Source organism: Rhodoblastus acidophilus, assembly GCF_900187365.1.
Lineage (GTDB): Bacteria > Pseudomonadota > Alphaproteobacteria > Rhizobiales > Beijerinckiaceae > Rhodoblastus > Rhodoblastus acidophilus.
In genome coordinates, this window is record NZ_FYDG01000007.1 from 87,023 (window position 1) to 110,581 (window position 23,559).

Annotated in this window: 29 protein-coding genes and 1 other RNA gene; 12 read left to right on the top strand and 18 right to left on the bottom strand. The window is 64.1% G+C overall.

Going from position 1 to position 23,559, the window contains the following annotated elements; genetic code table 11:
- Positions 1-4 precede the first annotated feature (4 nt).
- The 3 genes from CFB24_RS14290 to hemB form a co-directional block, all read right to left on the bottom strand.
- Entirely contained in the window at positions 5-457 is a 453-nt protein-coding gene (locus tag CFB24_RS14290) for an RDD family protein (RefSeq protein WP_088521313.1), read from the bottom strand.
- A 133-nt stretch (positions 458-590) separates the two neighbouring features.
- Positions 591-1,223, bottom strand: coding sequence for a GNAT family N-acetyltransferase (locus CFB24_RS14295; RefSeq protein ID WP_088521314.1), 633 nt, complete (start codon positions 1,221-1,223; stop codon positions 591-593).
- 127 nt (positions 1,224-1,350) lie between these two features.
- Positions 1,351-2,373 (bottom strand): porphobilinogen synthase, encoded by a 1,023-nt coding sequence (gene hemB, locus CFB24_RS14300; protein ID WP_088521390.1) that lies wholly within the window; start codon positions 2,371-2,373, stop codon positions 1,351-1,353.
- 139 nt (positions 2,374-2,512) lie between these two features.
- On the opposite strand from hemB, the gene CFB24_RS14305 reads away from it, so the two are divergent.
- From CFB24_RS14305 to CFB24_RS14315, 3 genes are all read left to right on the top strand, one after another.
- A complete protein-coding gene (locus CFB24_RS14305) occupies positions 2,513-3,046 on the top strand; it encodes a DUF6163 family protein (protein ID WP_088521315.1) in 534 nt (177 codons plus the stop codon).
- A gap of 175 nt (positions 3,047-3,221) precedes the next feature.
- Positions 3,222-3,734 (top strand): transcriptional regulator LdtR, encoded by a 513-nt coding sequence (gene ldtR / locus CFB24_RS14310; RefSeq protein ID WP_088521316.1) that lies wholly within the window; start codon positions 3,222-3,224, stop codon positions 3,732-3,734.
- A gap of 190 nt (positions 3,735-3,924) precedes the next feature.
- Positions 3,925-5,247: a L,D-transpeptidase family protein gene (locus tag CFB24_RS14315; RefSeq protein ID WP_425332091.1), complete on the top strand. Its 1,323-nt coding sequence runs from the start codon at positions 3,925-3,927 to the stop codon at positions 5,245-5,247.
- A gap of 27 nt (positions 5,248-5,274) precedes the next feature.
- Here the strand turns inward: CFB24_RS14315 and CFB24_RS14320 are convergent, their stop codons facing one another.
- The 3 genes from CFB24_RS14320 to CFB24_RS14330 form a co-directional block, all read right to left on the bottom strand.
- Entirely contained in the window at positions 5,275-6,474 is a 1,200-nt protein-coding gene (locus CFB24_RS14320) for an RluA family pseudouridine synthase (RefSeq protein ID WP_088521317.1), read from the bottom strand.
- The gene (crcB, locus tag CFB24_RS14325) at positions 6,471-6,854 is read right to left on the bottom strand and encodes a fluoride efflux transporter CrcB (protein ID WP_088521318.1); all 384 of its coding nucleotides are present in this window, start codon (positions 6,852-6,854) and stop codon (positions 6,471-6,473) included. Before crcB ends, CFB24_RS14320 begins: the two co-directional genes overlap by 4 nt.
- Positions 6,855-7,135: 281 nt before the next feature.
- The gene (locus tag CFB24_RS14330) at positions 7,136-8,446 is read right to left on the bottom strand and encodes a replication-associated recombination protein A (protein WP_088521319.1); all 1,311 of its coding nucleotides are present in this window, start codon (positions 8,444-8,446) and stop codon (positions 7,136-7,138) included.
- A 161-nt stretch (positions 8,447-8,607) separates the two neighbouring features.
- Between CFB24_RS14330 and CFB24_RS14335 the strand changes: the two genes are divergently transcribed.
- From CFB24_RS14335 to CFB24_RS14350, 4 genes are all read left to right on the top strand, one after another.
- Positions 8,608-9,255: a ParA family protein gene (locus tag CFB24_RS14335; protein WP_158255260.1), complete on the top strand. Its 648-nt coding sequence runs from the start codon at positions 8,608-8,610 to the stop codon at positions 9,253-9,255.
- Between the two features lie 147 nt (positions 9,256-9,402).
- Positions 9,403-9,855, top strand: coding sequence for a nucleotide-binding protein (locus CFB24_RS14340; RefSeq protein WP_088521321.1), 453 nt, complete (start codon positions 9,403-9,405; stop codon positions 9,853-9,855).
- Positions 9,827-10,534, top strand: a complete 708-nt coding sequence (locus tag CFB24_RS14345) for an orotate phosphoribosyltransferase (RefSeq protein ID WP_088521322.1) — start codon at positions 9,827-9,829, stop codon at positions 10,532-10,534. The genes CFB24_RS14340 and CFB24_RS14345 overlap by 29 nt, the downstream gene beginning before the upstream one ends.
- A 5-nt stretch (positions 10,535-10,539) precedes the next feature.
- Positions 10,540-11,130, top strand: coding sequence for a hypothetical protein (locus CFB24_RS14350; protein WP_088521323.1), 591 nt, complete (start codon positions 10,540-10,542; stop codon positions 11,128-11,130).
- On the opposite strand, the gene CFB24_RS14355 is transcribed toward CFB24_RS14350, so the two are convergent.
- The 4 genes from CFB24_RS14355 to ssrA all read right to left on the bottom strand — a co-directional run bounded on the left by CFB24_RS14355 (position 11,105) and on the right by ssrA (position 12,653).
- Positions 11,105-11,347, bottom strand: coding sequence for a ribbon-helix-helix domain-containing protein (locus tag CFB24_RS14355; protein WP_088521324.1), 243 nt, complete (start codon positions 11,345-11,347; stop codon positions 11,105-11,107). The two genes, CFB24_RS14350 and CFB24_RS14355, sit on opposite strands and share 26 nt — an antisense overlap.
- 96 nt (positions 11,348-11,443) lie before the next feature.
- A complete protein-coding gene (locus tag CFB24_RS14360) occupies positions 11,444-11,644 on the bottom strand; it encodes a DUF4169 family protein (protein WP_088521325.1) in 201 nt (66 codons plus the stop codon).
- On the bottom strand, positions 11,644-12,237 hold the full coding sequence (locus CFB24_RS14365) for an SspB family protein (protein WP_088521392.1): 594 nt from the start codon (positions 12,235-12,237) through the stop codon (positions 11,644-11,646). The genes CFB24_RS14360 and CFB24_RS14365 overlap by 1 nt, the downstream gene beginning before the upstream one ends.
- A 41-nt stretch (positions 12,238-12,278) precedes the next feature.
- Positions 12,279-12,653: a transfer-messenger RNA gene (ssrA, locus tag CFB24_RS14370) on the bottom strand.
- A 114-nt stretch (positions 12,654-12,767) separates the two neighbouring features.
- Between ssrA and CFB24_RS14375 the strand changes: the two genes are divergently transcribed.
- Complete coding sequence (locus CFB24_RS14375) at positions 12,768-13,616, top strand: 3-hydroxybutyryl-CoA dehydrogenase (protein WP_088521326.1); 849 nt, start codon at positions 12,768-12,770, stop codon at positions 13,614-13,616.
- A gap of 38 nt (positions 13,617-13,654) precedes the next feature.
- Positions 13,655-14,551 (top strand): thymidylate synthase, encoded by an 897-nt coding sequence (locus CFB24_RS14380; RefSeq protein WP_088521327.1) that lies wholly within the window; start codon positions 13,655-13,657, stop codon positions 14,549-14,551.
- Positions 14,552-14,761: 210 nt separating this feature from the next.
- Here CFB24_RS14380 and CFB24_RS14385 read toward each other — a convergent pair whose 3' ends face one another.
- The 3 genes from CFB24_RS14385 to CFB24_RS23390 all read right to left on the bottom strand — a co-directional run bounded on the left by CFB24_RS14385 (position 14,762) and on the right by CFB24_RS23390 (position 16,679).
- On the bottom strand, positions 14,762-14,980 hold the full coding sequence (locus tag CFB24_RS14385; protein WP_141098453.1) for a hypothetical protein: 219 nt from the start codon (positions 14,978-14,980) through the stop codon (positions 14,762-14,764).
- 26 nt (positions 14,981-15,006) lie between these two features.
- Positions 15,007-15,273: a hypothetical protein gene (locus CFB24_RS14390; RefSeq protein ID WP_088521329.1), complete on the bottom strand. Its 267-nt coding sequence runs from the start codon at positions 15,271-15,273 to the stop codon at positions 15,007-15,009.
- Positions 15,274-15,455: 182 nt separating this feature from the next.
- A complete protein-coding gene (locus CFB24_RS23390) occupies positions 15,456-16,679 on the bottom strand; it encodes a cyclin-dependent kinase inhibitor 3 family protein (RefSeq protein ID WP_206605483.1) in 1,224 nt (407 codons plus the stop codon).
- 181 nt (positions 16,680-16,860) lie between these two features.
- On the opposite strand from CFB24_RS23390, the gene CFB24_RS14400 reads away from it, so the two are divergent.
- Together CFB24_RS14400 and CFB24_RS14405 are read left to right on the top strand one after the other, a co-directional pair.
- A complete protein-coding gene (locus CFB24_RS14400; protein WP_244593251.1) occupies positions 16,861-17,409 on the top strand; it encodes a dihydrofolate reductase in 549 nt (182 codons plus the stop codon).
- Between the two features lie 48 nt (positions 17,410-17,457).
- Positions 17,458-18,216 carry a class I SAM-dependent methyltransferase gene (locus tag CFB24_RS14405; protein WP_088521330.1) on the top strand — a complete coding sequence of 253 codons (759 nt, stop codon included), beginning with the start codon at positions 17,458-17,460 and terminating at the stop codon, positions 18,214-18,216.
- Between the two features lie 15 nt (positions 18,217-18,231).
- Here CFB24_RS14405 and CFB24_RS14410 read toward each other — a convergent pair whose 3' ends face one another.
- Entirely contained in the window at positions 18,232-19,044 is an 813-nt protein-coding gene (locus CFB24_RS14410; protein WP_088521331.1) for a class I SAM-dependent methyltransferase, read from the bottom strand.
- Positions 19,045-19,108: 64 nt separating this feature from the next.
- On the bottom strand, positions 19,109-20,233 hold the full coding sequence (locus CFB24_RS14415; RefSeq protein WP_141098454.1) for a glycosyltransferase family 61 protein: 1,125 nt from the start codon (positions 20,231-20,233) through the stop codon (positions 19,109-19,111).
- A 207-nt stretch (positions 20,234-20,440) separates the two neighbouring features.
- Between CFB24_RS14415 and CFB24_RS14420 the strand changes: the two genes are divergently transcribed.
- A complete protein-coding gene (locus CFB24_RS14420) occupies positions 20,441-21,040 on the top strand; it encodes a hypothetical protein (RefSeq protein ID WP_088521333.1) in 600 nt (199 codons plus the stop codon).
- Here CFB24_RS14420 and CFB24_RS14425 read toward each other — a convergent pair.
- From CFB24_RS14425 to CFB24_RS14435, 3 genes are all read right to left on the bottom strand, one after another.
- Positions 21,007-21,252 carry a hypothetical protein gene (locus CFB24_RS14425; protein WP_088521334.1) on the bottom strand — a complete coding sequence of 82 codons (246 nt, stop codon included), beginning with the start codon at positions 21,250-21,252 and terminating at the stop codon, positions 21,007-21,009. The genes CFB24_RS14420 and CFB24_RS14425 overlap by 34 nt on opposite strands.
- Before the next feature lie 162 nt (positions 21,253-21,414).
- Entirely contained in the window at positions 21,415-21,645 is a 231-nt protein-coding gene (locus CFB24_RS14430; protein WP_088521335.1) for a hypothetical protein, read from the bottom strand.
- A 125-nt stretch (positions 21,646-21,770) separates the two neighbouring features.
- Positions 21,771-23,423: a tetratricopeptide repeat protein gene (locus tag CFB24_RS14435; protein ID WP_088521336.1), complete on the bottom strand. Its 1,653-nt coding sequence runs from the start codon at positions 23,421-23,423 to the stop codon at positions 21,771-21,773.
- Positions 23,424-23,559 lie beyond the last annotated feature (136 nt).

The window sequence follows — 23,559 nt, forward strand, 5'->3', positions numbered from 1 at the left end:
CCGTTCAGACGCGGCGCAGCACGATCACGCCGGCCAGCATGTCGTGCAGGCAGCGCTTGTCGGCGGAAAGAAGCGAAAACAGGAAAATGGGCGGGAAGCTCCAGCACAGGTAGAAAAGCACGGCGTGAACGGCCGCATAAAGGAACGGAACGCGATCGCCGCTGACAAGCCGCATTTCCAGATCCATCGCCCGCATGCCCGGCGTCGCCATGCGCCAGCCGGAGACCGTCAGGCCATTATAGAAGAAGGCCACGAAAGGAAACAGCGGCGGCAGGATGAACCACAGCAGGCCGAACGACAACAGGCCCAACAGCGCCCAAAGCCCCACGGAGAGCACGGTTACGAACATCAGGTCGAGCATCAGCGCCGTGATACGGCGGCGGCGCACGCTGTCAAGCGCGCTCGCCGGGAGGGGCGCAAGCGGGTAGACGGCGGTCGGCGGGGTCATGTGGGTCATGGCGGCGTTCCGAATGAGCCAGGGGCGCGGACCCTGACCCACCTAATCTGGCCCCACGCCCGTCGCCGCGCAAGAGGCGCGGCGAAGCTGTTCACACGCGCGCCGCATGGCGAGGCCGAAAGCCGCATGTCGGTCAGTCCACCTCCGCCGCCGCGCGCCAGACCAAAAGCTCGGCGTTTTGCCTCGCGCCATGGCCGGCGCCTGGCTGGAAGCCCAGCCGACGTAACAAATTCCAGGAGGCGGCGTTCTCGCGCGGACATTCGACCACGATCCGCGCTTGCGGAAAGGCGGCTTTCGCCCGCTCCAGCATGGCGCGCGCGGCCTCGGCGCCGTAGCGCCGGCCATGGTGCGGCGCGCCGAGCCAGAAGCCGAGTTCGAGATCGCCGGCGTCGCCCAACTCCGGCGTGCGGGCGAGAACGCCGGCGCAGCCGATCGTCTGGCCACCCTCCAGCGCGCGCAGCGCGGCGAAGCAGCCGCCGCCCGAGGCGGGCAAGGCGATGAGGGCGCGGGCGTCGTCAAGGGTGAAGGGCTGCGGCAGCGTCGAGGCGCCATAGGCGACCAGCGGATCGTTGGTGAGAATGACAAGCCCGTAAGCGTCAGAACCCTGCAAAGGCTCCAGCAGCAGCCGCTCGGTTTTGAAACTGCCGTCGGGAAATAATTTTGACAGGAAATCCACCCGGGCGCACGGGGATTTGCCGTTCTTGTTCCCGACGCTTTTGTCTCTGTTCCCGCCGCTTTTGGTCCCGGCGTTTTTGGACGCGCTCATGACCCCTCCTCCCTGGTTCGACGGGGTCGAAGACGCCGTCTGGAAGCGGACAGGCCGGGCGCGACGCGCGTCGCGCCCTACTTGCGCGCGTCGCGCTCACGCTCGCCGGAAGCGCGACGGGCTTTCGTCAGCCCTTCTTGAGCATTTCCGCCACCCGCGGCGCGAAATAGGTGAGCACGCCATTGGCGCCGGCCCGCTTGAAAGCCAGCAAGCTTTCCACCATGGCCTTGTCGCCGTCGAGCCACCCATTGAGCGCCGCAGCGGTGATCATGGCATATTCGCCGGAAACTTGGTAGGCGAACGTGGGCGCGCCGAACGTGTCTTTCACGCGGCGGATGATGTCGAGATAGGGCATGCCCGGCTTGACCATCACCATGTCGGCGCCTTCCTCGAGGTCCATCTCCACTTCGCGCAGCGCCTCGTCCGAATTGGCGGGGTCCATCTGGTAGGTGCGCTTGTCGCCATGCAGCGCCGCCTTGGTGCCGATGGCGTCGCGGAACGGCCCGTAGAAGGCGGAGGCGTATTTGGCCGCATAGGCCATGATCTGCACGTCGGTGAAGCCTTCGCTGTCGAGCGCGATGCGAATGGCGCCGATGCGGCCGTCCATCATGTCGGAGGGCGCGATGACGTCGGCGCCGGCGCGGGCCTGGTTGAGCGCCTGCTGCACGAGCACCGCGACCGTCTCGTCATTAAGGATGGTCTCGCCTTCCAGCAGGCCGTCGTGGCCGTGGCTGGTGTAGGGGTCGAGCGCGACGTCGGTGATGATGCCGATCTCGGGAACTTCCTTCTTCATCGCGCGCACGGCGCGGCAGACCAGGTTGTTCTCGTTGAGCGCCTCGGAGCCGTTGGGGTCCTTCAGCGCGGGATCGGTGAAGGGAAACAGGGCGATGGCGGGAATGCCCAACTCCGCCGCCTTTTTCGCCGCGACCACGGTCTGGTCCACCGACAGGCGCTCGACGCCGGGCATGCTGGCGACGGGGGTGCGCAGGTTCTCGCCCTCGATCACGAAAATCGGCCAGATCAGGTCGTTGGCGGTCAGGACGTTCTCGCGCACCATACGGCGCACCCAATCGGACTTGCGGTTGCGGCGCGGGCGGCGGATGAGGTTGAGGGCGAGGTCGAAACCGGAGGGAGGAGGCGCCTGATTCATATCGCGTTCCTTTGACGGGTTATTGCGCTGACGCTGAATTAGCACATTCCGGCGCCGCCTCAGAAAAATTTTGCGGCGCCGGCGCAAATGGCTTAACGAAGACGGCGCCGGCGTAAAGCGTGGGCGGGAGAAAGCTGAAGTGAAGACGTACGCGCCGAATACTTCAAACGAACTCGAATATGCCGCCGCCATCCAGGTGGGCGGCAAGGCCGGCGCCGACGCGGACCAGGCGCGCTGGAGCTTTCTGCTCACGATCTTCTTTCGGGCGGTGGCGCTGCTGTGGATGCTTGAAGGCCTCGACCAGTGGCGGCGCATCCTCTCTCCCGCCGCCGGCTCCTTTCTAGATGGGAGTGGCGCGGTGGCCGTCGCGGTGGTCTTCTTCGCCGTGATGGACCTCGTCGCCGCCGTCGGCTTGTGGATGGTCGCGCCCTGGGGCGGCGTGGTCTGGCTGCTCACGCTGATGGCGCAGATCTATGTGGCGGCGATCAAGCCGAGCTTCTTTCCGGGCGGCGGCCTGATCAAGGGCTTCGACGGGGTGCTGGTGGCGATCTACCTGTTCCTGTCCTGGCGCGCCAATCGCGCCAATGGCGAAATCAGCGCGCTGGACCGTCTTATCGACATGGGGCTGGTCTGGGCGCACCGGCAGATTAAAGGAAAGTCCCCGGTTAGATAAGAAATACTCAAGGTAAACAGAATCTGGATTCAACAAAGATTCACTTCAATTGCCGCAATCGCCGTTCATTTTCGATTCAGGCTGTTGTTTAAACTCGTTTTCATCCGTGGACCCTATGTTGCCTTCATCAAGGGGCGCCGCAGACAAGGCGCGCGACGAACCAGGGGCCGATGCCATGAACAATGCTCTCAAGACGGAAATCTCCGCGGTGCGCGCCGAGCGCAACGCCGAAGTGCGCCCGGTCTATCTCGAGGCGCTGACCCTGATCGAGCGCCTGCATCGCCGTCTGCTTGACGTCATCAAGGACGAATTCGACCGGCGCGGCCGCTCAGATATCAACGCGGTTCAGGCGCTGCTGCTTTACAACATCGGCGACTCCGAGCTGACCGCCGGCGAGCTGCGCACCCGCGGCTATTACCTCGGCTCCAACGTTTCCTACAACGTCAAGAAGCTGGTGGAGATGGGCTACCTGCACCATGCCCGCTCCCGCGTCGACCGCCGCTCCGTGCGCATCAGCCTGACCAACGAGGGCAAGGAAATCCGCGACATCGTCTCCGGACTTTACGAAAAGCACGTTGTAACGGTGGAGCAGATCGGCGGTGTGTCCATCGATGAATTCCGCACCATCAACAACGCCTTGATCCGTCTGGAGCGCTACTGGACCGACCAGATCAAATATCGCCTGTGATCTCCGCGTTCCCATCTTCGTCGCAAATTCTTAACCATTCGCCGGGCCTTGAGCCCGGCTTTTTTCGTCCATAGGGCCTGCGCGCCTTAAAAACGCCGCGCTATTTGCGCTCTGTTAACGGCAATCGAAGAGTGTTTTCGCCAAATTCAGAACGCGCGGCCGTGAGCGGCCCCGTCATGGAGACAGGAACTTGTTCGCGATTCCCTCAATTTGCGCCCGCCGCCCCGGAAAAAGCCTTGGCGCGGGACTGGCTGCATCCCTCCTGTTCGCCGTTGCGCCGACGGGAGGCCCAGCTTGGGCTTTCGATGGTCAGGCCGAATGGGCCCAGCACTATGATTCGGACGCGCGGCTTTCGGTGACGCGCTCCACCACGCCGCTGTTGTCGCCGCGCACCCTCGCCGCGACCGAGCAGGCCATCGAGGATTACCGCCGCATCGTCGGCACTGGCGGCTGGGGCCGGATTCCCGGAGGCGCCGGATTGAAGCTCGGCGCCGGCGGCGCCGCGGTCGCGGCGTTGCGCAAGCGCCTGGTGGTGACCGGCGACCTGGATTCGGCGATCTCGACTTCGGGCGTGTTCGATTCCTATATCGAGGCCGGCGTGCGCCGCTTCCAGGCCCGCCACGGCCTGATCGAGACCGGCGTGGTCAACCAGGCGACGCTGGACGCGATGAACGTTCCTGCCGATTACCGCCTGCGGCAGCTCGAAACCAATATCGTGCGCCTGCGCAGCTTCTCCGCCAATCTCGGCGACCGCTTCGTCACGGCCAACATTCCGGCCGCCCTGGTCGAGACCGTCGAGAACGATATGGTCGCGACCCGCCATATCGCCGGCGTCGGCAAGATCGACCGCCAGTCTCCGGTGATGCAGACCCGCGCGCTTGACGTGGACTTCAATCCTTACTGGACCGTGCCGGCCTCGATCATCCGCAAGGATCTGATCCCGAAAATGCAGCAGGACGCGAATTACCTGCGGGACAACAAGATCCACGTGTTCGACAAGAACAATCAGGAAGTGCCGCCGGAATCGATCAACTGGCATTCGATGGACGCCACCAACTACCGCTTCCGCGAGGAGCCGAGCACGGAAAACTCGCTCGGCGTGGTGCGCATCAACATCAACAATCCCTACGGCGTTTACATGCACGACACCCCCGCCAAGGGTGTGTTCGGCGACGATTTCCGCTTCGTCTCCTCCGGCTGCATGCGCATGCAGAACGTGCGCGACTATGTGGCCTGGCTGTTGAAGAACCAGCCGGGCTGGGACCGCGACCGCATCGACGCCGTGATCGCGTCGGGCGAGCGGCTGGATGTGAAGATCGAGCCGCCGGTGAACGTCTATTGGGTTTACATCACGGCCTGGGGCACGCCGGAAGGCGTGGTGCAGTTCCGCGAGGACATTTACCAGCGCGACGGCTTCTCGCCCAACGAGGCGCGGGCCGCCTCGTTCCAGCAGCCCTCCGCGGCGGTGCGGCAGCAGGCCGACCGCTTCGACGCCGCGCCCGACGAGCGGTAACGGCGGCGCGATGGCGCGCGCCGGAGCTTAATCTTCCGGCGCGTCCAGAATCGGATCGTATTGCCCGGCGTCGAAGCCGAACAATTCCCATGATCGTTTCATATGCGGCGGCAGCGGCGCGGTGACGTCCACCATGCCGCCGCGTGGATGCGGCAGCAGCAGCCGGCGCGCCAGCAGGTGCAGTTTTATGTCCACGCCGTCGGGAATGTTGCGGTTGGGGTCGCTGCGTCGGCGACGGTCCTCGTCGCCATGGCCGTATTTGGGATCGCCGACGATGGGGCAGCCGATCGCCTCGGCATGGGCGCGCAACTGGTGGGTGCGGCCCGTCATCGGCTTCATCGACAGCCAGGAACAGCGCGGCGCCAATTTGTCGACAATGGCGTAATAGGTGACGGAGTGCTGGGCGTCCTCGTCGCCATGTTTGACGACACGCATCTTCTCGATGTCGCGGCGTTCCTCGATGCCGTGGCGCCCCTTGACCGGGCCGCGCTGGTCCCCCATCGCTTCGCCCTTGGCGAGGTAAAGCGAGATGCGTCCCTGCGACGGTTTTGGGACGCCCTCCACCAGCGCCCAATAGATCTTCTTGGCCGAACGCGACCGAAAGACTTCGCCAAGATCGGCCGCCATTTTGCGCGTCTTGGCGATCAGCAGAACTCCGGAGGTGTCGCGGTCGAGCCGATGCACGAGGACCGGACGGTCGCCGCGTTCATTGGCCAGCGAAGCGAGCATCCCGTCGAGATGAATCTTCGTGCCCGAACCGCCCTGGACGGCGAGGCCGAACGGTTTGTTCAGCGCCATCAGGTCGCGATCCTCAAACAGGATCATGTCCTTGATCGCGCGCTGATCGGCTTCCGATTGCGCCGGCTTCTTCACCGCCGGCGCCTTGGGCGCCTCCACGGACAAAGGCGGCACCCGCACGCTCTGTCCCGTTGCGACGCGCGAGGCGGTCTCGACGCGCTTGCCGTCAAGCCGCACCTCGCCCTTGCGACAGATTTTCGCCAGATGCGACAGCGCGAGCGTGGGGAAACGCCGCTTGAACCAGCGGTCGAGGCGCATGTTGTCCTCGTCCTCTGTCACCGCGAGATTTTGCACGCCGGTGGCGATTTTCACCGGCTCTTTTTCGGGCGCGGGCTTTTTCGCGGGCGCCGGCTGAGACGTTGATCCGGGCTTGTCTGTGGGCTTGGGCTTGCGCGCGGGGGCGGCTTGTTTCGGGCGCGACGTCTTCATGACAAAGCCCTCATGATCGCGAGTCCGGAAAACACCCCGACAAGAGCCAGCGCCACGGAGCCGGCGACATATAGCGCCATGCCCAGCACGTCGCCCCGGTCGTAGAGGAGGGCCGCGTCGAGCGAAAAGGCGGAAAAGGTGGTGTAGCCGCCGAGAATTCCGGTGAGCAGGAACAGCCGCAGATGCTGCGATCCGTGCAGGCCTTCGCGGAAGGTCAGAAAGCCCGCGATCAGCCCCATGGCCAGCGAGCCGCTGATGTTGATGACGAACGTGCCCCAAGGGAACCCCGTCCCCATCGTGCGTGCGGCGGCGAGATTGATGAAATGGCGTAGGCAGCCGCCGAAGCCGGCGCCGAAGAATACGATGAGATAGCTCTGCATCCGACCTCCTTAGCGCGGATGGGCGGCGGCGTCAGGTCATTTTGTCGGGGGGCGGCCGGATTTTTCAGTAATTTCTCGTGCTCTGTGCTGTCATTGCGAGCGGAGCGAAGCAATCCAGGCGCCTTGACGCGTAGAATAGCCGCTGTGGGCGCCGTCTTGCAGTCATCCGCCGCTTGCAAGAGTCGTGGATTGCTTCGCTCCGCTCGCAATGACGGTCTTTTTTGCGCCCGCGTTATATCGAGCGGATTGCATGACATCAGCGCGTAGATGGAAGCCTCAATTCAAGATCCGCCCCGCTCCTTCCGCAACTTCTCCCAATAGCCCAGCCGTTTGCCGATCTCGCGCTCGAATCCGCGCTCCACCGGCTCATAAAGCGTTTGCCGCCCCAATGAATCCGGCCAGTAATTCTGGCCCGAAAACGCGTCGGGCTCGTCGTGGTCATAGGCGTAGTCGGTTCCGTAGCCTTCCGAGCGCAACAGCTTGGTCGAGCCGTTGAGGATCACCTTGGGCGGCATCAGCGAGCCGTGTTCACGGGCGAGGCGCATAGCGCCCTTGTAAGCGAGATAGGCCGCGTTGCTCTTGGGCGCGGTGGCGCAATAGATCACCGCCTGGGCGATCGCCAGTTCGCCTTCCGGCGAACCGAGAAAATCGTAGGCGTCCTTGGCGCCGTTGGCGATGACCAGCGCCTGCGGGTCGGCGAGGCCGATGTCCTCCACCGCCATGCGCACCACGCGTCGCGCCAGGAACAGAGGATCCTCGCCAGCGTCGAACATGCGCGCAAGATAATACAGCGCCGCGTCGGGGTCGGAGCCGCGCACGCATTTGTGCAGGGCCGAAATCAGATTGTAATGGCCCTCCTGGCCCTTGTCGTAGATCGGCGCGCGCCGCTGCACGATCTCGGACAGTTTTGCGGGATCGAAAACCTCGTCAGGACGCGCGGCGCGCCAGATTTCCTCGCACAGGGTCAGCGCGGCGCGGCCGTCGCCATCGGCCATGCGCACGAGGGAGTCGCGCGCGGCCGGGTCGAGGGGCAGGGGCGTGTTTTCAATCGCTTCGGCGCGCGCCAGCAGCTTTTCGACGGCGTCGTCGTCGAGGCTCTTGAACGTCATCACGCGGGCGCGCGACAACAGCGCGGCGTTGAGTTCGAAGGAGGGATTTTCGGTGGTGGCGCCGATCAGCGTGATCACGCCGTCCTCCATCACCGGCAGGAAGGAATCCTGTTGCGCGCGATTGAAGCGATGGATCTCGTCCACGAACAGCAGCGTGCCCTGACCGGCGCCGCGTCGCGCCCTCGCCTGATCGAAAATCTTCTTGAGATCGGCGACGCCAGAAAAGATCGCCGAAGCCTGGACGAAGTTGAGTTGAGTTTCATGCGCGAGCAATCGCGCCACCGTCGTCTTGCCAGTGCCCGGAGGGCCCCAGAAAATCAGGCTTCCCAGCGATCCCGATTCGATCAGGCGGGTCAGGGCGCCGTTCTCGCCGAGCAGATGCGCCTGTCCCGCGACTTCGCTCAATCGCTTGGGCCGCAGCCGTTCCGCCAGCGGGCGGGGGGCGTCCCGCTCCAATCCTGCGGCGGCGAAAAGATCACTCATGAGCGTCGGAGTCCTAAGGTTACCAGCGTCGCTTTATTGACCTTATGTCATCTCTATTCTTGTGTATAAATGGTTAAAGTTGATGGCAATCCGTTTTTCTCTGCTAATTTCGGTATTTGGCATTCGTCAACATCATTGAGAGTTCCGATATGGAGGGAACGATGCGCAAGATCGCCATCGTAACGCAAAAAGGCGGCGCGGGAAAAACCACTTTGGCGATTTGCCTCGCCGTCGCCGCGCGGGAGGCGGGAGAAAACGTGTGCTTGATCGACCTCGATCCGATGGGGTCGCTGACCGATTGGGGCCATCGCCGCAAATCCGAGGATATCCTGGTCATGGCCACCGTCCCCAGTGAATTGCCCTGGATAATGAGCCAGTTGAAAATGCACGGCGCGACGGTGGTCATTGTCGATACGCCAGCGGGAGACACCGATGTGGCGGCGGCGGCTATTGACGCGACCGACTTGTGTCTGGTTCCCGCGCGTCCCAATATTTTCGACGTGGCGGCCTGCGGCGGCACGCTGAAAAGGTTGAAGGTGCAAGAGCGCGATTACGCCTTCGTGCTCAACCAATGCCCGCCGCAGCGCCAGACTCCGCGCATCCAGCAGGGCATTGACGCGCTGGCGGCCATGGGCGCGCTGCTCACTCCGCTGGTGGCGTCCCGCGCCGATTACCAGGAGGCTGCGCGCAAGGCGATGGGCGTGACCGAACTGAACTCGTCGGGAGCGGCGGCGGCTGAAATGCGTGAGTTGTGGCGATCGACCCGTGCGCGGCTCGAAAGTCGCGCACAGAAAGGGCGCGTTGCCTGAAGGTCTGATTACGTAAGGGCACGTATTCGTCGGCGCGATCCAGGCCCTTTCGGCAATAGTCTTGTTCTTCGCAATAGGCCTCGGGTCGACGTTTCTGATTCGACTGAGCGTACGTCGTTTCGACGCCGTGAATCGGGACGGGAAGAGATGCGGCGCGTCGCCTTCGTCACGCAAAAGGGCGAGTCCGGAAAGAGCACGTTGGCGGCTTGGCTGGCCGTCGCGGCGCGCGAGGCTGGCGAACGTGTGTTTCTCATCGACCTCGACCGGCTGCAGTCGTTGAGCGGTTGGGCGCGGGCGCGCGGCGACGGGACTTACGCCGTCGTAATCAACCAATGCCTCACCGCGCGGCGGAACGCCCGCATCGAGGAGGGCGTGGCGACGCTGCAGGCGCTCGGCGTGCTGATGAATCCGCTGATCTCCTCGCGTGTCGATTGCCAGGAGGCGGTGCGGTGCGGCCTGGGCGTCGGGGAGGTCAATCTCGCCGGCGCGGCGGCGGAGAAAGACCCGGAAACTGGCCGCCTGATTGACGGAAAGGCGAACTGCGTTTTAATGGTCGGAAAAAGGAAACCTCATGTCCGACCTGTCGCCCGCCGCGCTTGAAAAACAACTGATCGCCGAAGAGACCGCCAAAATGCTGCTGGAGGTCGGCGCCGTGCTGTTCAACGCGGAAAAGCCGTTCATCTTCACCTCTGGCTGGGCCAGCCCGGTCTATACCGACATGCGCAAGCTGATCGCCTTTCCGCGGCTGCGCAGCCGTCTGCTGGATTTCGCTGTCACCACGATCCAGCGCGAGATCGGGTACGAAAGCCTCGATATTATCGCGGGCGGCGAAACGGCCGGCATTCCCTTTGCGGCGTGGATTTCCGATCGTCTCAGCCTGCCGATGCAATATGTGCGCAAGAAGCCCAAGGGGTTTGGCCGCAACGCCCGCATCGAGGGCGAGTTGAAAGACGGCGCCCGCACTCTGCTGGTTGAGGATCTCGCCACCGACGGCGCGTCGAAAGTCAATTTCTGCACGGCGATTCGCGATGCGGGCCAATCCTGCGCCCATACGTTCGTGTTTTTCTTCTACGACATCTTCCCGCAGGCGCGCGCGGAACTGGCCAAGGAGGGCATCAGCCTGCACCAACTCACCACCTGGTGGGACGTGCTGAAGGTCGCGCGCAAGACGAATTACCTTCCGGATGCGACGCTCGACGAGGTGGAGAAATTTCTCCATGCGCCTGCCGAATGGTCGGCGGCTCACGGCGGGGCCTCCGAATTCGGCCAAAAGGGGTAAGCGGCATGCGGCGTCTGCTTTTCCTCCTCGGCGCCGCATTTTTTCTGTCGCCGCCGGCGCGCGCCGCGGATTGCGCGGGCGTCGGCTTCGCGGACATGCTCTGGGTGCGTTTCGCCAAGGCGCCCGGCGCTGTGGCGTTCACGGGCGGCAAGTCCCGGATCGCTGTCGCGCGTGGCGAGTTGCTGGCGCTCGGCGTTATCTCCGACGCGCAGGTTTGCGCCGAGGCGCTCAAGAGCGGTCGTTCCGGTTGGCTGCCGAACGATTCGCTGGAGAAAATCGTCCGCATCAATGACACCGGCTCTTTCGTCGGCGATTGGCGGCGCGGCGCGGCCGCATTGCGCATCGACTGGCGCGACGACGGTCGCCTCATCGTCGAGGCGACGGGCGCCGGCTCGGTCGCTGGCGATATGGATATGCGCGATGGCGTCGGCCTGTTTTACGGCGAGGGCGTCGATCCCGAAAATATGGAGGCGCCGGGGTGCCGGGTGCGCATGGCGCGCGGCGGCGAGTTGTTGCTGGTGCGCGACAATGGCCAGTGTGGCGGCGGTCTGGCCGGAACTTACGCGTCCGTCAGATCGGCTGCGCGGGCGAAATAAGCTTCTCCCGATAGTGGCGCAGAATCGCGACGCGCAGCGCCGAAGACAGGTTGGCGCCGCCGCGCGCCGAATCGACTTCCACGACCAGCGCGGGTAGGGAAAGGCCACGGTCCCCGGCCATCTCGCGCAAGGCGTCCCAAAAATCATCCTCCAGCGAAATCGACGTGCGATGTCCCGCGATGACCAGCGAGCGCTTGCGAAGTTTATCGTCGCTCACGTGTGGATCGACCCGCGCTTGAAGCGGGCGTCATGACCGTATCGCGCCAAGGCGGGGCAGGGGCGCCGGTCGAGGCTGAAAGCAAACATAGAAGAATCAGTGGTTTTCCGGCGGAGTGGAGTCCGCCTCCAAACGGTGGCCGTCGAGCTTGCGCACATCCTGATCGCGCCGGGCCGAGGCAAGCGTTTTCTCCGCTTTGCTCAAACCGTGCTTGATGCGGTTGGAGTCCGCCTCGCTCTCGCGCTCATCGCGTTCCCGGCGCTTGCGCGCCAGACGCAGGTTGACGACTTCGCCCATCAGGTCTTTTTGCGGAAGGCGTCGATGGACACGACCTTCGCGCCCTCGTCGCCGCTCTTTTCCGCCGCCGCTTCGTCGGCCTTGCCAGACGCCGGGGCAAGCTTGGGCTCCGCGCCGGCGCCGCGCGGCTTCTTCTCGGCCTCGCGCGGGGTGGGGCGGGGCGGATTGGCCACCGGGCCGAGGTCGATCGTGGACTCTTCGTCCTCATCACCCTCGATCTCGCCGTCTTCGCCCTCCTCCTGCGACTCGAACTTCAGGCCGAATTGCACGGAGGGATCGTAAAAGCCGGCGATGGCGTCGAAAGGCACGGACAGGCGTTCGGGCACGTTCTTGAAGTGCAGGCCGACCTCGAACCCGAGTTCATCGACCTTGAGATCCCAGAACTGGTATTGGAGGATGATCGTCATCTCCTCCGGATATTGCTCGCGCAGCCTTTGCGACAGCTTCACGCCGGGCGCATGGGTTCGGAACGTGATGTAGAAATGATGATCGCCCGGCAAGCCGTCGCGGGCGGCGTCGGCCAGCACCTTGCGAACGACGCCGCGCAGCGCGTCCTGTACTTGAAGATCGTAGCGTATCAAATCTTTCGACATTGGTCTTTCATTGGATTTGAGACCGGCCGCGCTCGAAAACGAGTGGAGGCTTCTGTTGCCAGGCGCCTCCGGACCCCGCCTGAAGCGGCTAAGCCTCAGGACTTCAATTTCGGTACTATCACCGCATTACGCGGCGACGGCCACCGGAGCATAGTTGTCGTTGGCAACTATAGGTTTGACCCGATAACGGCGGTATCATGCCGGGCAAAAGAACACCCTTTACACCCTCGTCTATCCTATTTCGCCCCCGCCGCAAGCCATCCCAAGCGGTGGAGCCATCCTTGCAGATGGCTTGTGGTGGAGGCGCCGGGTACCGCCCCCGGGTCCGATAGGCTTATTTCGATGACCATTTATCGCCATAGCCGTCCGAGGACGGCAGATCGAATATAGTGAAGCCATCCGCGCCGCGAAAGGGGAAAAACGCGGCGCCTTGCCTCTTGCGCGACCTCCGGCGCGGCTGGAGTCTTGAATCCGTCAAGCTCGGAGCCTAGGATTCCCGAGCGGAATGCGGCGCCAACAGGTGAAGAACGATGAAGATTGAAAAAATTGGCGTGATCGGCGCCGGCGTGATGGGGGCGGGCATCGCCCAGGCCTTCGCGACCTCGGGCTATCCTGTGCTGCTGCGCGACATTTCGCAAAGCGCGCTCGACCGTGTGTTCGCGACCGTCAAGGCTAGTCTGTCGCGTCTGGTCGCCAAGGAGAAAATGACGCAGAGCGACGCCGACGCGGCGCTGGCGCGCATCGTTCCGACGCTGAAGCTGGAGGACTTTCGTGACCGCGACCTGATCGTCGAAGCGGTGGTGGAGAAATTCGAGGTCAAGAAGGCGATTGTCGCCGATCTCGACGGCATTTGCGCCGAGAAGGCGATTTTCGCCAGCAACACCTCGTCGCTGTCGTTGACGAAGATCGCAGCCGCGTCGAAACAGCCGGGCCGGGTGATCGGCATGCATTTCTTCAATCCCGTGCCGATGATGCGGTTGGTCGAGGTGATTCGCGCCATCCAGACCTCGGATGCGGTCAACGCCGCCATTGTCGAGACCGTGGCTCGGCTCGGCAAGGAGGCGAGGGTCGCGCGCGATTCGTATGGCTTCGTCGTCAATCGCGTGCTGATTCCGATGGTCAACGAGGCGATCAACTGCGTTTATGAAAATGTCGCCACGCCGGAAGACGTCGACGCCATGATGAAGCTGGGCGCCGCCCATCCGATGGGTCCGTTGGCGCTCGCCGATATGATCGGCCTCGACATCGTGCTCGACGTGATGGAGGTCCTCTACGCGGGCTTCTCCGATCCGAAATACCGGCCGAGCCCCTTGCTCAAACAGATGTGTGACGCCGGCTTTCTCGGCCGTAAGACGGGACGTGGCTTTTTCAGCTATTGAGCGCGTGGTAAGGACCCCGGCGTCGTCCGGAGTCCGCTATGCTGAACCGCCACCCCGAATATCAGTATCTCGACCTGATGAACCAGGTGCTGGAGCGTGGCGACCGCCGGATTGACCGCACCGGGGTCGGCACGCTGTCGATTTTCGGCGCGATGATCCGATTCGACCTCAGCGCCGGGGCGCCGTTGCTCACCACCAAGCGCGTCTATTGGAAGACCGCCGTCAAGGAAATGCTGTGGTTCCTGACCGGCGACACCAATATCCAGGCGCTGTTGAAAGAGAACGTGCGGATTTGGTCGGACTGGCCGCTGACGCGCTATCGCAAGGAAACGGGCGAGTCGGTCAGCCAGGACGTTTTCGAGGCGCGCATCGTCGAGGATGACGATTTCGCGCGGCGCTGGGGCGATCTCGGCCCGGTCTATGGCAAGCAGTGGCGGCGCTGGCAGGGGCCGGACGGCCGCGAACACGACCAGATCGCCGGCGTCATCGACGCCCTGCGGAAAAATCCGTCGAGCCGCCGCATTCTGTTCCACGCCTGGAACGTGGCGGAAATCGACCAGATGGCGCTGCCGCCCTGTCACATGGTCTATCAGTTTCATGTCAGCAACGGACGCTTGTCCTGCATGTTGCTGCAGCGGTCGGTGGATCTGCTGTTGGGCTGCCCGTTCAACTGGATTGGCGCCGCCGCGCTGCAGAGCATGATTGCGCAGCAATGCGACCTTGAGCCGGGCGATTTCGTCTGGGTCGGCGGCGACGTCCACCTGTACCTGAACCATCTCGATCAGGCCCGGCTGCAACTCACCCGGGAACCGCGACCGCTGCCGCGCCTGCGCCTGAAAAGACGACCGCCGAGCATCGACGCCTATCGCATCGAGGATTTCGAGGTGGAGGGCTACGACCCGCACCCGCATATCGCCGCCGAGGTCGCCGTTTAGCTGGCGCGGCCTTTTGGGGCCTGATGACGCCCGGTTTCCTTGCACATGCCTGCGGACATGTCGCATGTTCCGGACGGGCAGACGACATCTCGCTTGTTGGGCGCGCGGGCGCCTTGCAGACGTGCGGCCTCACCGCGACGATGCAGAACTGGCCGGCGCCGCAATCCTTGTCCGCCTTGGACGCGTCGGCCGCCACTTCATAGCGAAAAGTCAGGCGGCGTAGCACGTCTCCGCCGTGGCGACGCCCACTCGGATGATCATTTCGTGGTTCTGATCGAGAACCTGCAGGAACTCTCCCGGCTGGCCGCGCTTTCGCGCGAGACTCGCCAGCGCCCGCCAAATGGCGAGGTTGGAGGCGAATTCCACGCTCTCCCGATGCCGGATTTCTCCACCGGCGCCAACCAGACGCAGTTCAAGCTTCTGGACCATCGCAGCCTCGCTTTTCTGGATAGCCATCAGGCTGCGGAACCGGATTGGAGCAATTCGGCATAGGCATCAATCAGCGAGACGCGCGAAAAACCACGCGGATTCGCCCAGGCGGGTTCGTCGAGCAGCCACTGGACGATGGCTTCGTCGGCGCAGGCCTCGGCGGAATGGCTTGCAAGAAACGCGCGCCGGTCCCACTCATCCCGCCCGCCGCTATCCAGCAGATACGCGATCGCGATGGCGTGATGCATGTCGGACGCGTCAGCGTAAATCTGGGATCGAAATTCGAAGTGCATGGTCGTCCCCCCGAAATCGCACATCCAGCCTGGCGTTTCGGCTTCAGGGCGCCGATATCATTCGTCCGAGGCTGGTTAGGTCGAGGGTAATGCCTTGAATCGCATCGAGATAGAAATAAAATAATTGTGAGGTCGTCCTGGCTGGCCGCCGGGAACTTTTTTTCACGACGGCTAATCGCCCGTCACGCCAAGCGCGCGGCCATGTCGGCCTTGCGCGCGATCATTTTCTCGGCCAGGGCGGGGCCGCCATAGTTGTCCGCGACCATGCGGCGGATCGCGGCGTCGGGAATGCGCGTCACCACCGCGATGGACTCGGCGAGTTCGGCGCGGCTCATTGCGGAAAACAGTTTTTTCGCATGGGGATTGTCTTCATCGCCGCGCAAGCTGTCCAATTCGCCCACGACGGGTCCGAAAGCCTTGCCTTTCGGGTCGCCTTGCGCGCGAAACGCCAGCGCGCCGCCGACGTCCAGGGTGACGACCACGCCCTCCACCACGCCCTGGTTGTCGCCGAGATAGCCGGCGGCGTCCCAGTTGGCGGTCCAGGCGTGCACGCCGAACCAGCGCCGGGCCTGCTTCAACGCCTCGGCGTCGAATTCGCCGAGGGTCTTCTTCTCCAGCACGACAAATTCGGTCGCGACCTCGGTCGGATCGCGCGCGGGCAAATAGGTCAGCGTCGGCGCGCCGGCGAGCTGATAGAATTTCGCCGCCAGCATTTCGTTGCGCGCATGGGCCGCCGATTCCAGCGTCTTGACATAATAACGCCGGCCCTCGGCGTCCTCGAACAGGCCCCCGGGATTGCTGCCGAGCGTGCCGCCGACCTTGCGCAATCTCGTCGTGTCGATCTCCTCGACATCCAGCACGGGTCGCGTCCGCCGCACCACGGAGAGTTGCGACGGCGTCTCGATCGCGCCCTTGCGCGCCTGGCGAACCTGCTTGATCGCCTCTGCGGGATCGACGCCCAATTCGGCGAGCAGACGCGCGGCGATCATGCCGGCGCGGCCGAGCCCGCCCTTGCAATGCACGACAATGTCGCCGCCCCGGCGCAAAAGCGCGCGCAACTCACGGCCCTGCGCGCGCCAGAGCCGCTCGAACACCGCGCTGGGAACCGAATAATCGGCGATGGGGAGATGGCGCCAGTCGAGCCCGCGCGCCAGGACCTCCGCGCCGAGAGACTCGACCTTGAGCGCCGCCAGTTCGGCGGGTTCGACCAGCGTCAGCACGAGGCGCGCGCCCGAGTCGGCGATGACGTCGAGATCCGCCGCGAGATCGCGCGCCCAGGCGCCGGTGTGGGCGGACTTGTCATGCTTGCCGGGGCAGAACGTGATTCCGATTCGCCCATGGGCGGGCGTGGCGCGTACATGGGCGATCTGAAGCGGGTGGGTCTGGCTGGTCCGCGCTAAGGTCACGGGCGTCCTCTTGATTGTTGCGCGGCGAAGCTAACGCAAGCCCGCGCCCGACGCCACGCGACCTTGCGTCGCCCGGCCCGGCAGGAAGTTGTGAAATCCGCAACTTTTGCGCCCCTTGCCGACTGGCCGCGCCGGGGCGCCTGATCTAGCTTCCCGCCGTCAATCAAACCGGAGCGCGCATGTGCAAGACAATCAGGGCGGCGGCATGACCGGCCTGCCCATCACCATCGTCGCGGCCGTCGCCCGCAACGGCGCGCTTGGCTTTCAGAACGCCATTCCGTGGCGCGCGTCCTCCGATCTCAAGCGGTTCAAGGAAATCACCTGGGGGCGGCCGCTGATCATGGGGCGCAAGACCTACCAGTCGATCGGACGGCCCCTGCCGGGCCGCGAAACCGTGGTGGTCACGCGCGACGGCGGTTGGCTCGGGACGCCGGCGCCGGAGCGCGTCCATGTCGCCGGCGATTTCGCCGCCGCGCTGGCGCGGGCCAATGAACTCGCCGACTTCATGCATTGCGCCGAGATCATCGTGGCGGGCGGCGCCGAGATTTACCGGCAGGCGCTGCCGCTGGGCCGGTTCCTGCGGCTGACCCGCGTCGACTGCGCGCCGGAGGCCGACGCCTTTTTCCCGGAGGTCGATTGGACGCAATGGCGCGAATTGCGCCGCGAGCCGGCGCCCCGCGGCGAAAAGGACGAATGCAACCTGGAATATATCGATTACCAGCGGTGCTGACGTTTCGGCAGAGGCGTGGTAGTCGTCGGGAGGAATAGGAGTCTCGCCATGAAAGTCGGCAGCCTGCCTTGTCTCGGCCCGATCGCGAACTGGCTGGAGCTTGACTTCCTGCCGCAACTTGGCGTTGCCATCGGCGGCAGGGACGTGCTGGCGCTCGGCTTCAGTCCCGAGCAGATCGCGGCGGCGCTGGAGCCGCACAGTCCGAAATCCATCACCGTGCTGGCAGGCGCCGGCGAGGCGTTTGGGTCTCACGCGCATGTGGTCGGCGACATCTGCGACCCCGCCCTGTTCGCGCCGGAGAGTTTTGACGTGGTCGCCAGCTTCGCCGTGCTGGAGCATATCGACGTCGCCGCCGGCTTCGCCAACATCAACCGAATCCTCAGGCCGGGCGGCCTGTTCGCCTCATTGTTCGGCCCGGTCTGGTCCTCGCCCTATGGGCATCACCTGTTTGTGGACCCGAACGATCCGCTGCTGAATTTCGCCTTGTGGAAATTGCCGGGCTGGATGCATCTGCTGTCTTCGCCGAACGAAATTCAGGATTTCTACCGGCAGAATTGCTACAGCGAGGAAGTGATCCGCGCGATTCTCGACCAGATTTACGAGACGCCGAACATTAACAGGCTCATGTACGAGGACTATTTGACTCACATGAACCAATATTTCGCCGTCACTCGCATGCACCTGCTGTATAATGACGTTCCGCCGGACATTTATCGGGCGCTGCGTCACAAATTTCCGCACTACACCGATTTTTCGACCTATGGCGGGGGCTGGGCGGGCGTCCGACAGGAGCGGACGCCGTCCTGAGACGCTGGCGGCGGGCTATTTGCCGAAAATCGCCACCAGATTTCCGCGCGTCGCGATCAATTCCCTGAAGATTTCGTGATCGCTGTCCCAGCAGTCGGAAAAGGCGGCCATATCCGAGGTCGCGCCAGCCTTGCGGATCTCGTCGGCCAACTCGTTCATCGTATATTCCCGGTAATGCCAGTGGCCCCAGGTGTTGCCCTCGATTTTCGAGAAGAAATTCTGAGCCGTGCAGCCTTCCTCGCACATTTTCATCAGGCTGGCGAGGCGCAGCGCATTGGGCGTGGTCAGGTAGAACCGTCCGCCCGGCGCCAGATGCGGCAGCAATTCCGCAATGAGTTCGGCCGGCGTCGCCAGAATATGCTCGACCACCTCGGTCATGATGATCAGGTCGTATTTGCGCGCTTCGCCGGCGAGGACGTCGAAGGAATCACTGTTGAGATCGAGATTGAAGTGTCCGTCGGAGCCTACGGCGCTCGCCGATTCGGCGCTCTGGCCGCCGAGCGCCCTGGGCCGGTCGACGGTGTGAACGATGGCCCCGGGCGCGACGTCCTTGTAGCAGCGCAGCAGGGTGCTCATGCCGATTTCCAGGATTTTCGGCTGCGGCCTTGCTGTGGCGTAATGCCGCACATAGCGCAGGATTTCATCCCAGCGCCGCTTGTGGAATTCCAGATAGTCCTCGCCATAGATCACATTGCGCAGGCTCTCGACATAAGCGTCGATGACGGGCGGGCCCTGGATGCATTGGTAATAACGCGCCGTATCGGGCGCGTGCCGCGCGCTGACGGCTTCGATATTGGGAAGCAGGTTGAAATGTTTGGGGTTCGCCATTTCGCTGGACCTCGCCAGAGCCGGAAGAACAGGAAGGGCGTCGGCGACGCCCTGAATGAAGCCCTCAGGCGCCCTCGAAGGCCGCGAAGGCTTCCCTCAGCAACGACAGATCGACGGAAAACGAGGCGTTCATGCCGTCCGCCGGATCCTTCGGCGCGCCATGCACGCAGAAATATTCGCTTCCTTTATGTGAGGCCAGATCCCAAAAGAAATCGTCCTGCATGGCTTCGGGCGCGAAGCCGAGGAAGCGGACGCCGGGCGGCGAGAAGGCGAAATTGGTGCATTCGGCGCCGAGCACGCCGACAACATGTGTGGCGCCGTGGAACACGGCGACCTGTTGGTCAAAGGTCAGTTCATAGGGCGCGACCTCGACATAGTCGCGCTCAAGGAAAAAGTCGCGCACCTCGTCCTGGTTGAGCAATTGCCGGCGGCTTCCCGGCGCGCGGCGGATGAAGATCTTCTTGGGGGCGACGCCGGTGAACGTGGCGGCGACGCGTTGCGAGAGTTGCTCCAGCGTGGCGGCGATCCGCGGCGATTTGACCCAGGGCTGAATGGTCAGGGGCGCAGGATAGATCAGTTGGCGCGCCGCGATGATTTCGCTGCCGACGAAGCGCAGTTGCTCCGGCTTGACGCCGAACCATTTCAGCGAATCCCGGTAAACCTTCATCATCGCCGCCGAAGTATTGGTGACGAGAAAGACGACGCCGTCGAGCGCGGCGGCCGCCAGCAGCGGCGCCATGCGCGGCAAGCCTTCGACGATCCAATGGCCGTAATTGGGGTCCCATTGCTGCCGGATCAGCGCGCAGCGTTCGAACGTCAGGTCGCGCCGTTCGAAACGGGCGGGATCGAGCAGGAAATCGTCGCCGGCGCCGCGCGTCAGGCCGACGAAAGCGTTCTCGTGCTGGCGGTTGATCAGGCTTTCGCGCGTCAGACTCCAGTCGGCTGCGAACAGCAGGCCCTCGCAGGTCACCGCATTTTCAAAAAGATAAACGCCGCCTTCGGGCGTGTGGCTTTCGGCTGTGACCTCGTACCAGCGCCGCTGGTTGACCAGGGCTTCCGCAACAGGACCAAAAATATTCGGGCGTCGACGGCGATAGGGGGCCAACGCCGAAGGCTCATCCAGCCGTCGCGCCAGTTCATGGGCCGGGCGCGCCTTGATCGGGACGCGGTGAGCGATGACTTCGGTCAAGAACAATATCTCATCAAAGAAACCGGCAACACCATGAATATTCTGCGCGTGGGGAAGTGACCGCTTGGTTTTTCCAAGTTTTTTTCTATGCGTCGGCGCCGCCGATGTCAATATCGTCCACGCGTTGCTCAGGGATTGGGCGAGCTTCCGAAGAGTCTGGTTCGACGGCGCAAAGATATTTCAACCATTGCGGCTCATGATGGCGACATGACCGCCGCTTTCGGACGCCGCAACCGCCCCGCCGCGACTTCATCCGCCGCATCCGCGCCAGAACCAGGCCTCGTTCTGACGCAGCAACAGCGCGCTTATCTTTTTGGCGCGTCCGCGCCGCAAGCGGAAACGGACGCGCGGCCGGCGGTCGCCCTTGCGGGCGCGGCGGACGCCCGTCCCCTGCGCCGCGCCGGCCTGATCGCCTGCGCCGCGATGACGGCGGTCGCCGCCGCATTGGAGACGATCGGCGTGGCGCATCAGGAACTCGACCTGCTTCAGGCGGCCGTTGGGCCATTGGGACCGTCATTCGCCGCGATTGGACGTTACGCCGGGCCGCTTGCGCTGGCTTGGGCGCTTGTGGGTAATTTCGCCAATTTCAGCGCCAATCTCTGGCTGACGCGCAAACTTGCCGCCGCGCTGGAGATCGCCGCGCCGCCCGCTTTCGCGATGCTCGGCGCGGCGGTCGGTCTCGGCTTGGCGGGGCTTTCCGCGATGCTTGGGCTGGAGGCCAGCGCCATCGGTCTGCCGATGGAGGCGGCCACGGGAGCAGCTGTCGCGGGGCTTTACCGGCTGTTGTCGGGCGAAGCCAGACTGTAGCCGCTGGGTTGGGGCGTGAGCGCCTGCGTCAGCGATAGCGCCGAATCCAGCGCCGACCTCAGCATCGCCAGCAGGCCCGCGAGCGTATCCAGCGGCTTCGTTGCCCCGCGCGCCGTCGACTCGGCGCGCAAGTGATCGAATTCGGCGATGGCGAACATGGTTTCCACCAAAGCGCGCTCAAGATGATCGACGATCTGACGCTCGCAGGTCATGGTTGTTTCCTCCACAGATGCATTTTTCGGTCTTGGCGTTTTTGCCGCCCTTGACGTTGCGACTACGACCTTACGTTGTGTTGATACGAGGGCGGGAATTACCGGAGTGTCATGAAACTCTCTGGCATTTTAACGAATTCGGGGCGTGCGCCTTCACATGGGTCAATGAACAGCCGACGCTTCGGCCTCGCGCTTTTCGCATGCCTGCAGTCCGCGCAAGGCTGTTTCCAGGCCCCAGCGCGCCAAGCGCAGCGTAATGAACAGGCTTTCGGCTTGTTCGTCGGCCTCCGGCCGGGCCCCGCCGCCTTTGCCTTGTTCCCGGTTCTGCGCTTGCTCGAACTCGGCCAACGCGTAGTAAACCTCGATCAGAGCGCGTTCGAGATGCTTTTCCATGTTTCCTCCGATCCACCGGCGGCTCCGGTCGACGAAGGTAAAGTGCCGCAACGGCATATAACGCGACACGTTACAGGGGTTACACACGGGTTTAGACGCGAAGACCCCAAAAGGTTTCCGTATGTTCAGCGTTGATCGTCGCGGAGCGGGGACGTCTGCAGGCGCGTCTTGACTGGTTCGGCCGCGCCGATCCGGTCGAGCGCGGCGCCGATGTCGGCCGCGATTCCCGGAAAATTGCGCCGCAAATCGGCGCTTCGATCGCGTGCGCAGGCGGCGTCCGCGCACAGGCTGAGTTGCAGCAGGAGGGCGAGAGCCTGGTTCGAGGCCCCGGGTCGAGCCAGCAGCCGCTCGGCCTCGCGTCGCTCGCCGCGCAATTCATGGCCGAGCGCCGCCGCGCCCGACGCCGGAGAGACGTCGTTGGTTGCGTCGATCAGAGGGTTGAGCAGCGCCATGCCGGCCTCCACGTCCCCGCGCAAAATATAGGCGGCGCCGATCGCGCGCGCGAAAAGCGTGGAATTGCCGTTCAGCGCCAATGCGGCGCGGGCGGCGACGAACGCTTCGTCATAGCGCTGGGCGGCGTAGGCGGCGACGAAGCGCGCGAAATAGGAGCGGGCGCGTCGCGGCGCGAGGTCGAACGCCTCTTGGGCCAGCTTTTCGGCGCGGGCGAGATCGGCGCGCGAATCGCTTTCGGGCGGCGCGTAAAAGGCGTCATGCACCAGTACGATGGCCAGCATGGCGCGGGCGTCGTCGTCGCGGGCGTTGGCGCCGACGGCGACCTCCAGGCATTCCCGCGCCACGCGCAATCGGTCGAGGCTCTGGTTTTTCAGGAAGGTGAAGGCGCTGAGGGTGCAGTTGAACCCGCGCGGCATGCCGTCGAAATCGTTGAGCAGGCGCAGCGCGTCGACGTCGATGACGCCATAGGCGTCGCCGAGCGTCTGCGCCAGCCCGCGCGCCTGACGGGCGAGCGCGTCGGCGCCGTCGGGCAGAGGGAAGCGTTCCGCCCAGACCAGTGTCCGGTCGCTCAACCGCAGCAGTTCGGCGACATAGGCCTTGTCGGCCGGCTGCAGCGACAGGGCGTAGGCATTGACGGAAGATCTTGCTTCGGCGTTCGATTTTCTCACAATCACATTGTCGAAGGCGCTGAATTCGAGCTCCAGCGCCTGGGCGAGATCGCCAAGAGGCTTGTCGCCCGACGGCCGCTCGATGCGCAGGCTGGGCAGGGGCGGGGCGTTGCCGCTCCGGGCGCCGGGAGGCGAGGCGGGTTCGGTCATCAGCCCGGTGAGGGCGACGAAGAAGACCGAGAACGCGAGTCCCAGCGCCCCAGCGAAACGGCGCCCGAACGAGCGGCGCTCGGGCGGCGCGGCCTCCTGAGGCGCTGGCAAGTCCGAACGCGCCGCGAGATCAGACGCGCCGCATTGCGCCTCCGCATCGAGCGGCGCGCCTCGTACGAAATTCGGCTTGTAGGTCCCCGTCTTGATTTCAATGCGGACGGGACTGTTCGCGCCAGGCCCCTCGTACCAAGCCTGCAGGAGTTGTCGCAGCCGCAGCGCCTGCACGCGCACGGCCGAATTGTTCTGCGAATCGAAAGTGTCCTCGCGCTCCAGCGCCTGCGTCGCGATGGTGAACGCCTTGAGCCTGTCGCCGCGCCCGTCGAGCGTCTCCGCCACGACGAATTTCAGAAACCGCGAGGCGCCCTGATTTTTCTCGAAATCCGGCGAAGCGAGCACCCGGGCCAGTTCGGCCTCGATGTCGTCGCGGTCCGGAGGCGTTGCGCTCATAACAAGTCCAGGACGTTTCGCTTGAGATTAGCCAAGCCTTCGCCTTAGGGCAACCCAGGCGCGCAATGGGGCGGCTGGCCGGGGGGGTGGCCGTCCCATCGAAACGGCCGCGTGAAAGCGGTGGTCCGTTTGCGGA

Excerpts from the sequence above, each read along its gene's own strand:
- CFB24_RS14290 (WP_088521313.1), bottom strand. The coding sequence starts at position 457 with ATGACCCACATGACCCCGCCGACCGCCGTCTACCCGCTTGCGCCCCTC.
- CFB24_RS14295 (WP_088521314.1), bottom strand. The coding sequence starts at position 1,223 with ATGAGCGCGTCCAAAAACGCCGGGACCAAAAGCGGCGGGAACAGAGAC.
- hemB (WP_088521390.1), bottom strand. The coding sequence starts at position 2,373 with ATGAATCAGGCGCCTCCTCCCTCCGGTTTCGACCTCGCCCTCAACCTC.
- ldtR (WP_088521316.1), top strand. The coding sequence starts at position 3,222 with ATGAACAATGCTCTCAAGACGGAAATCTCCGCGGTGCGCGCCGAGCGC.
- CFB24_RS14320 (WP_088521317.1), bottom strand. The coding sequence starts at position 6,474 with ATGAAGACGTCGCGCCCGAAACAAGCCGCCCCCGCGCGCAAGCCCAAG.
- crcB (WP_088521318.1), bottom strand. The coding sequence starts at position 6,854 with ATGCAGAGCTATCTCATCGTATTCTTCGGCGCCGGCTTCGGCGGCTGC.
- CFB24_RS14330 (WP_088521319.1), bottom strand. The coding sequence starts at position 8,446 with ATGAGTGATCTTTTCGCCGCCGCAGGATTGGAGCGGGACGCCCCCCGC.
- CFB24_RS14335 (WP_158255260.1), top strand. The coding sequence starts at position 8,608 with ATGCGCAAGATCGCCATCGTAACGCAAAAAGGCGGCGCGGGAAAAACC.
- CFB24_RS14340 (WP_088521321.1), top strand. The coding sequence starts at position 9,403 with ATGCGGCGCGTCGCCTTCGTCACGCAAAAGGGCGAGTCCGGAAAGAGC.
- CFB24_RS14345 (WP_088521322.1), top strand. The coding sequence starts at position 9,827 with ATGTCCGACCTGTCGCCCGCCGCGCTTGAAAAACAACTGATCGCCGAA.
- CFB24_RS14350 (WP_088521323.1), top strand. The coding sequence starts at position 10,540 with ATGCGGCGTCTGCTTTTCCTCCTCGGCGCCGCATTTTTTCTGTCGCCG.
- CFB24_RS14360 (WP_088521325.1), bottom strand. The coding sequence starts at position 11,644 with ATGGGCGAAGTCGTCAACCTGCGTCTGGCGCGCAAGCGCCGGGAACGC.
- CFB24_RS14365 (WP_088521392.1), bottom strand. The coding sequence starts at position 12,237 with ATGTCGAAAGATTTGATACGCTACGATCTTCAAGTACAGGACGCGCTG.
- CFB24_RS14375 (WP_088521326.1), top strand. The coding sequence starts at position 12,768 with ATGAAGATTGAAAAAATTGGCGTGATCGGCGCCGGCGTGATGGGGGCG.
- CFB24_RS14380 (WP_088521327.1), top strand. The coding sequence starts at position 13,655 with ATGCTGAACCGCCACCCCGAATATCAGTATCTCGACCTGATGAACCAG.
- CFB24_RS14385 (WP_141098453.1), bottom strand. The coding sequence starts at position 14,980 with ATGGTCCAGAAGCTTGAACTGCGTCTGGTTGGCGCCGGTGGAGAAATC.
- CFB24_RS14390 (WP_088521329.1), bottom strand. The coding sequence starts at position 15,273 with ATGCACTTCGAATTTCGATCCCAGATTTACGCTGACGCGTCCGACATG.
- CFB24_RS14405 (WP_088521330.1), top strand. The coding sequence starts at position 17,458 with ATGAAAGTCGGCAGCCTGCCTTGTCTCGGCCCGATCGCGAACTGGCTG.
- CFB24_RS14410 (WP_088521331.1), bottom strand. The coding sequence starts at position 19,044 with ATGGCGAACCCCAAACATTTCAACCTGCTTCCCAATATCGAAGCCGTC.
- CFB24_RS14420 (WP_088521333.1), top strand. The coding sequence starts at position 20,441 with ATGACCGCCGCTTTCGGACGCCGCAACCGCCCCGCCGCGACTTCATCC.
- CFB24_RS14425 (WP_088521334.1), bottom strand. The coding sequence starts at position 21,252 with ATGACCTGCGAGCGTCAGATCGTCGATCATCTTGAGCGCGCTTTGGTG.
- CFB24_RS14430 (WP_088521335.1), bottom strand. The coding sequence starts at position 21,645 with ATGGAAAAGCATCTCGAACGCGCTCTGATCGAGGTTTACTACGCGTTG.
- CFB24_RS14435 (WP_088521336.1), bottom strand. The coding sequence starts at position 23,423 with ATGAGCGCAACGCCTCCGGACCGCGACGACATCGAGGCCGAACTGGCC.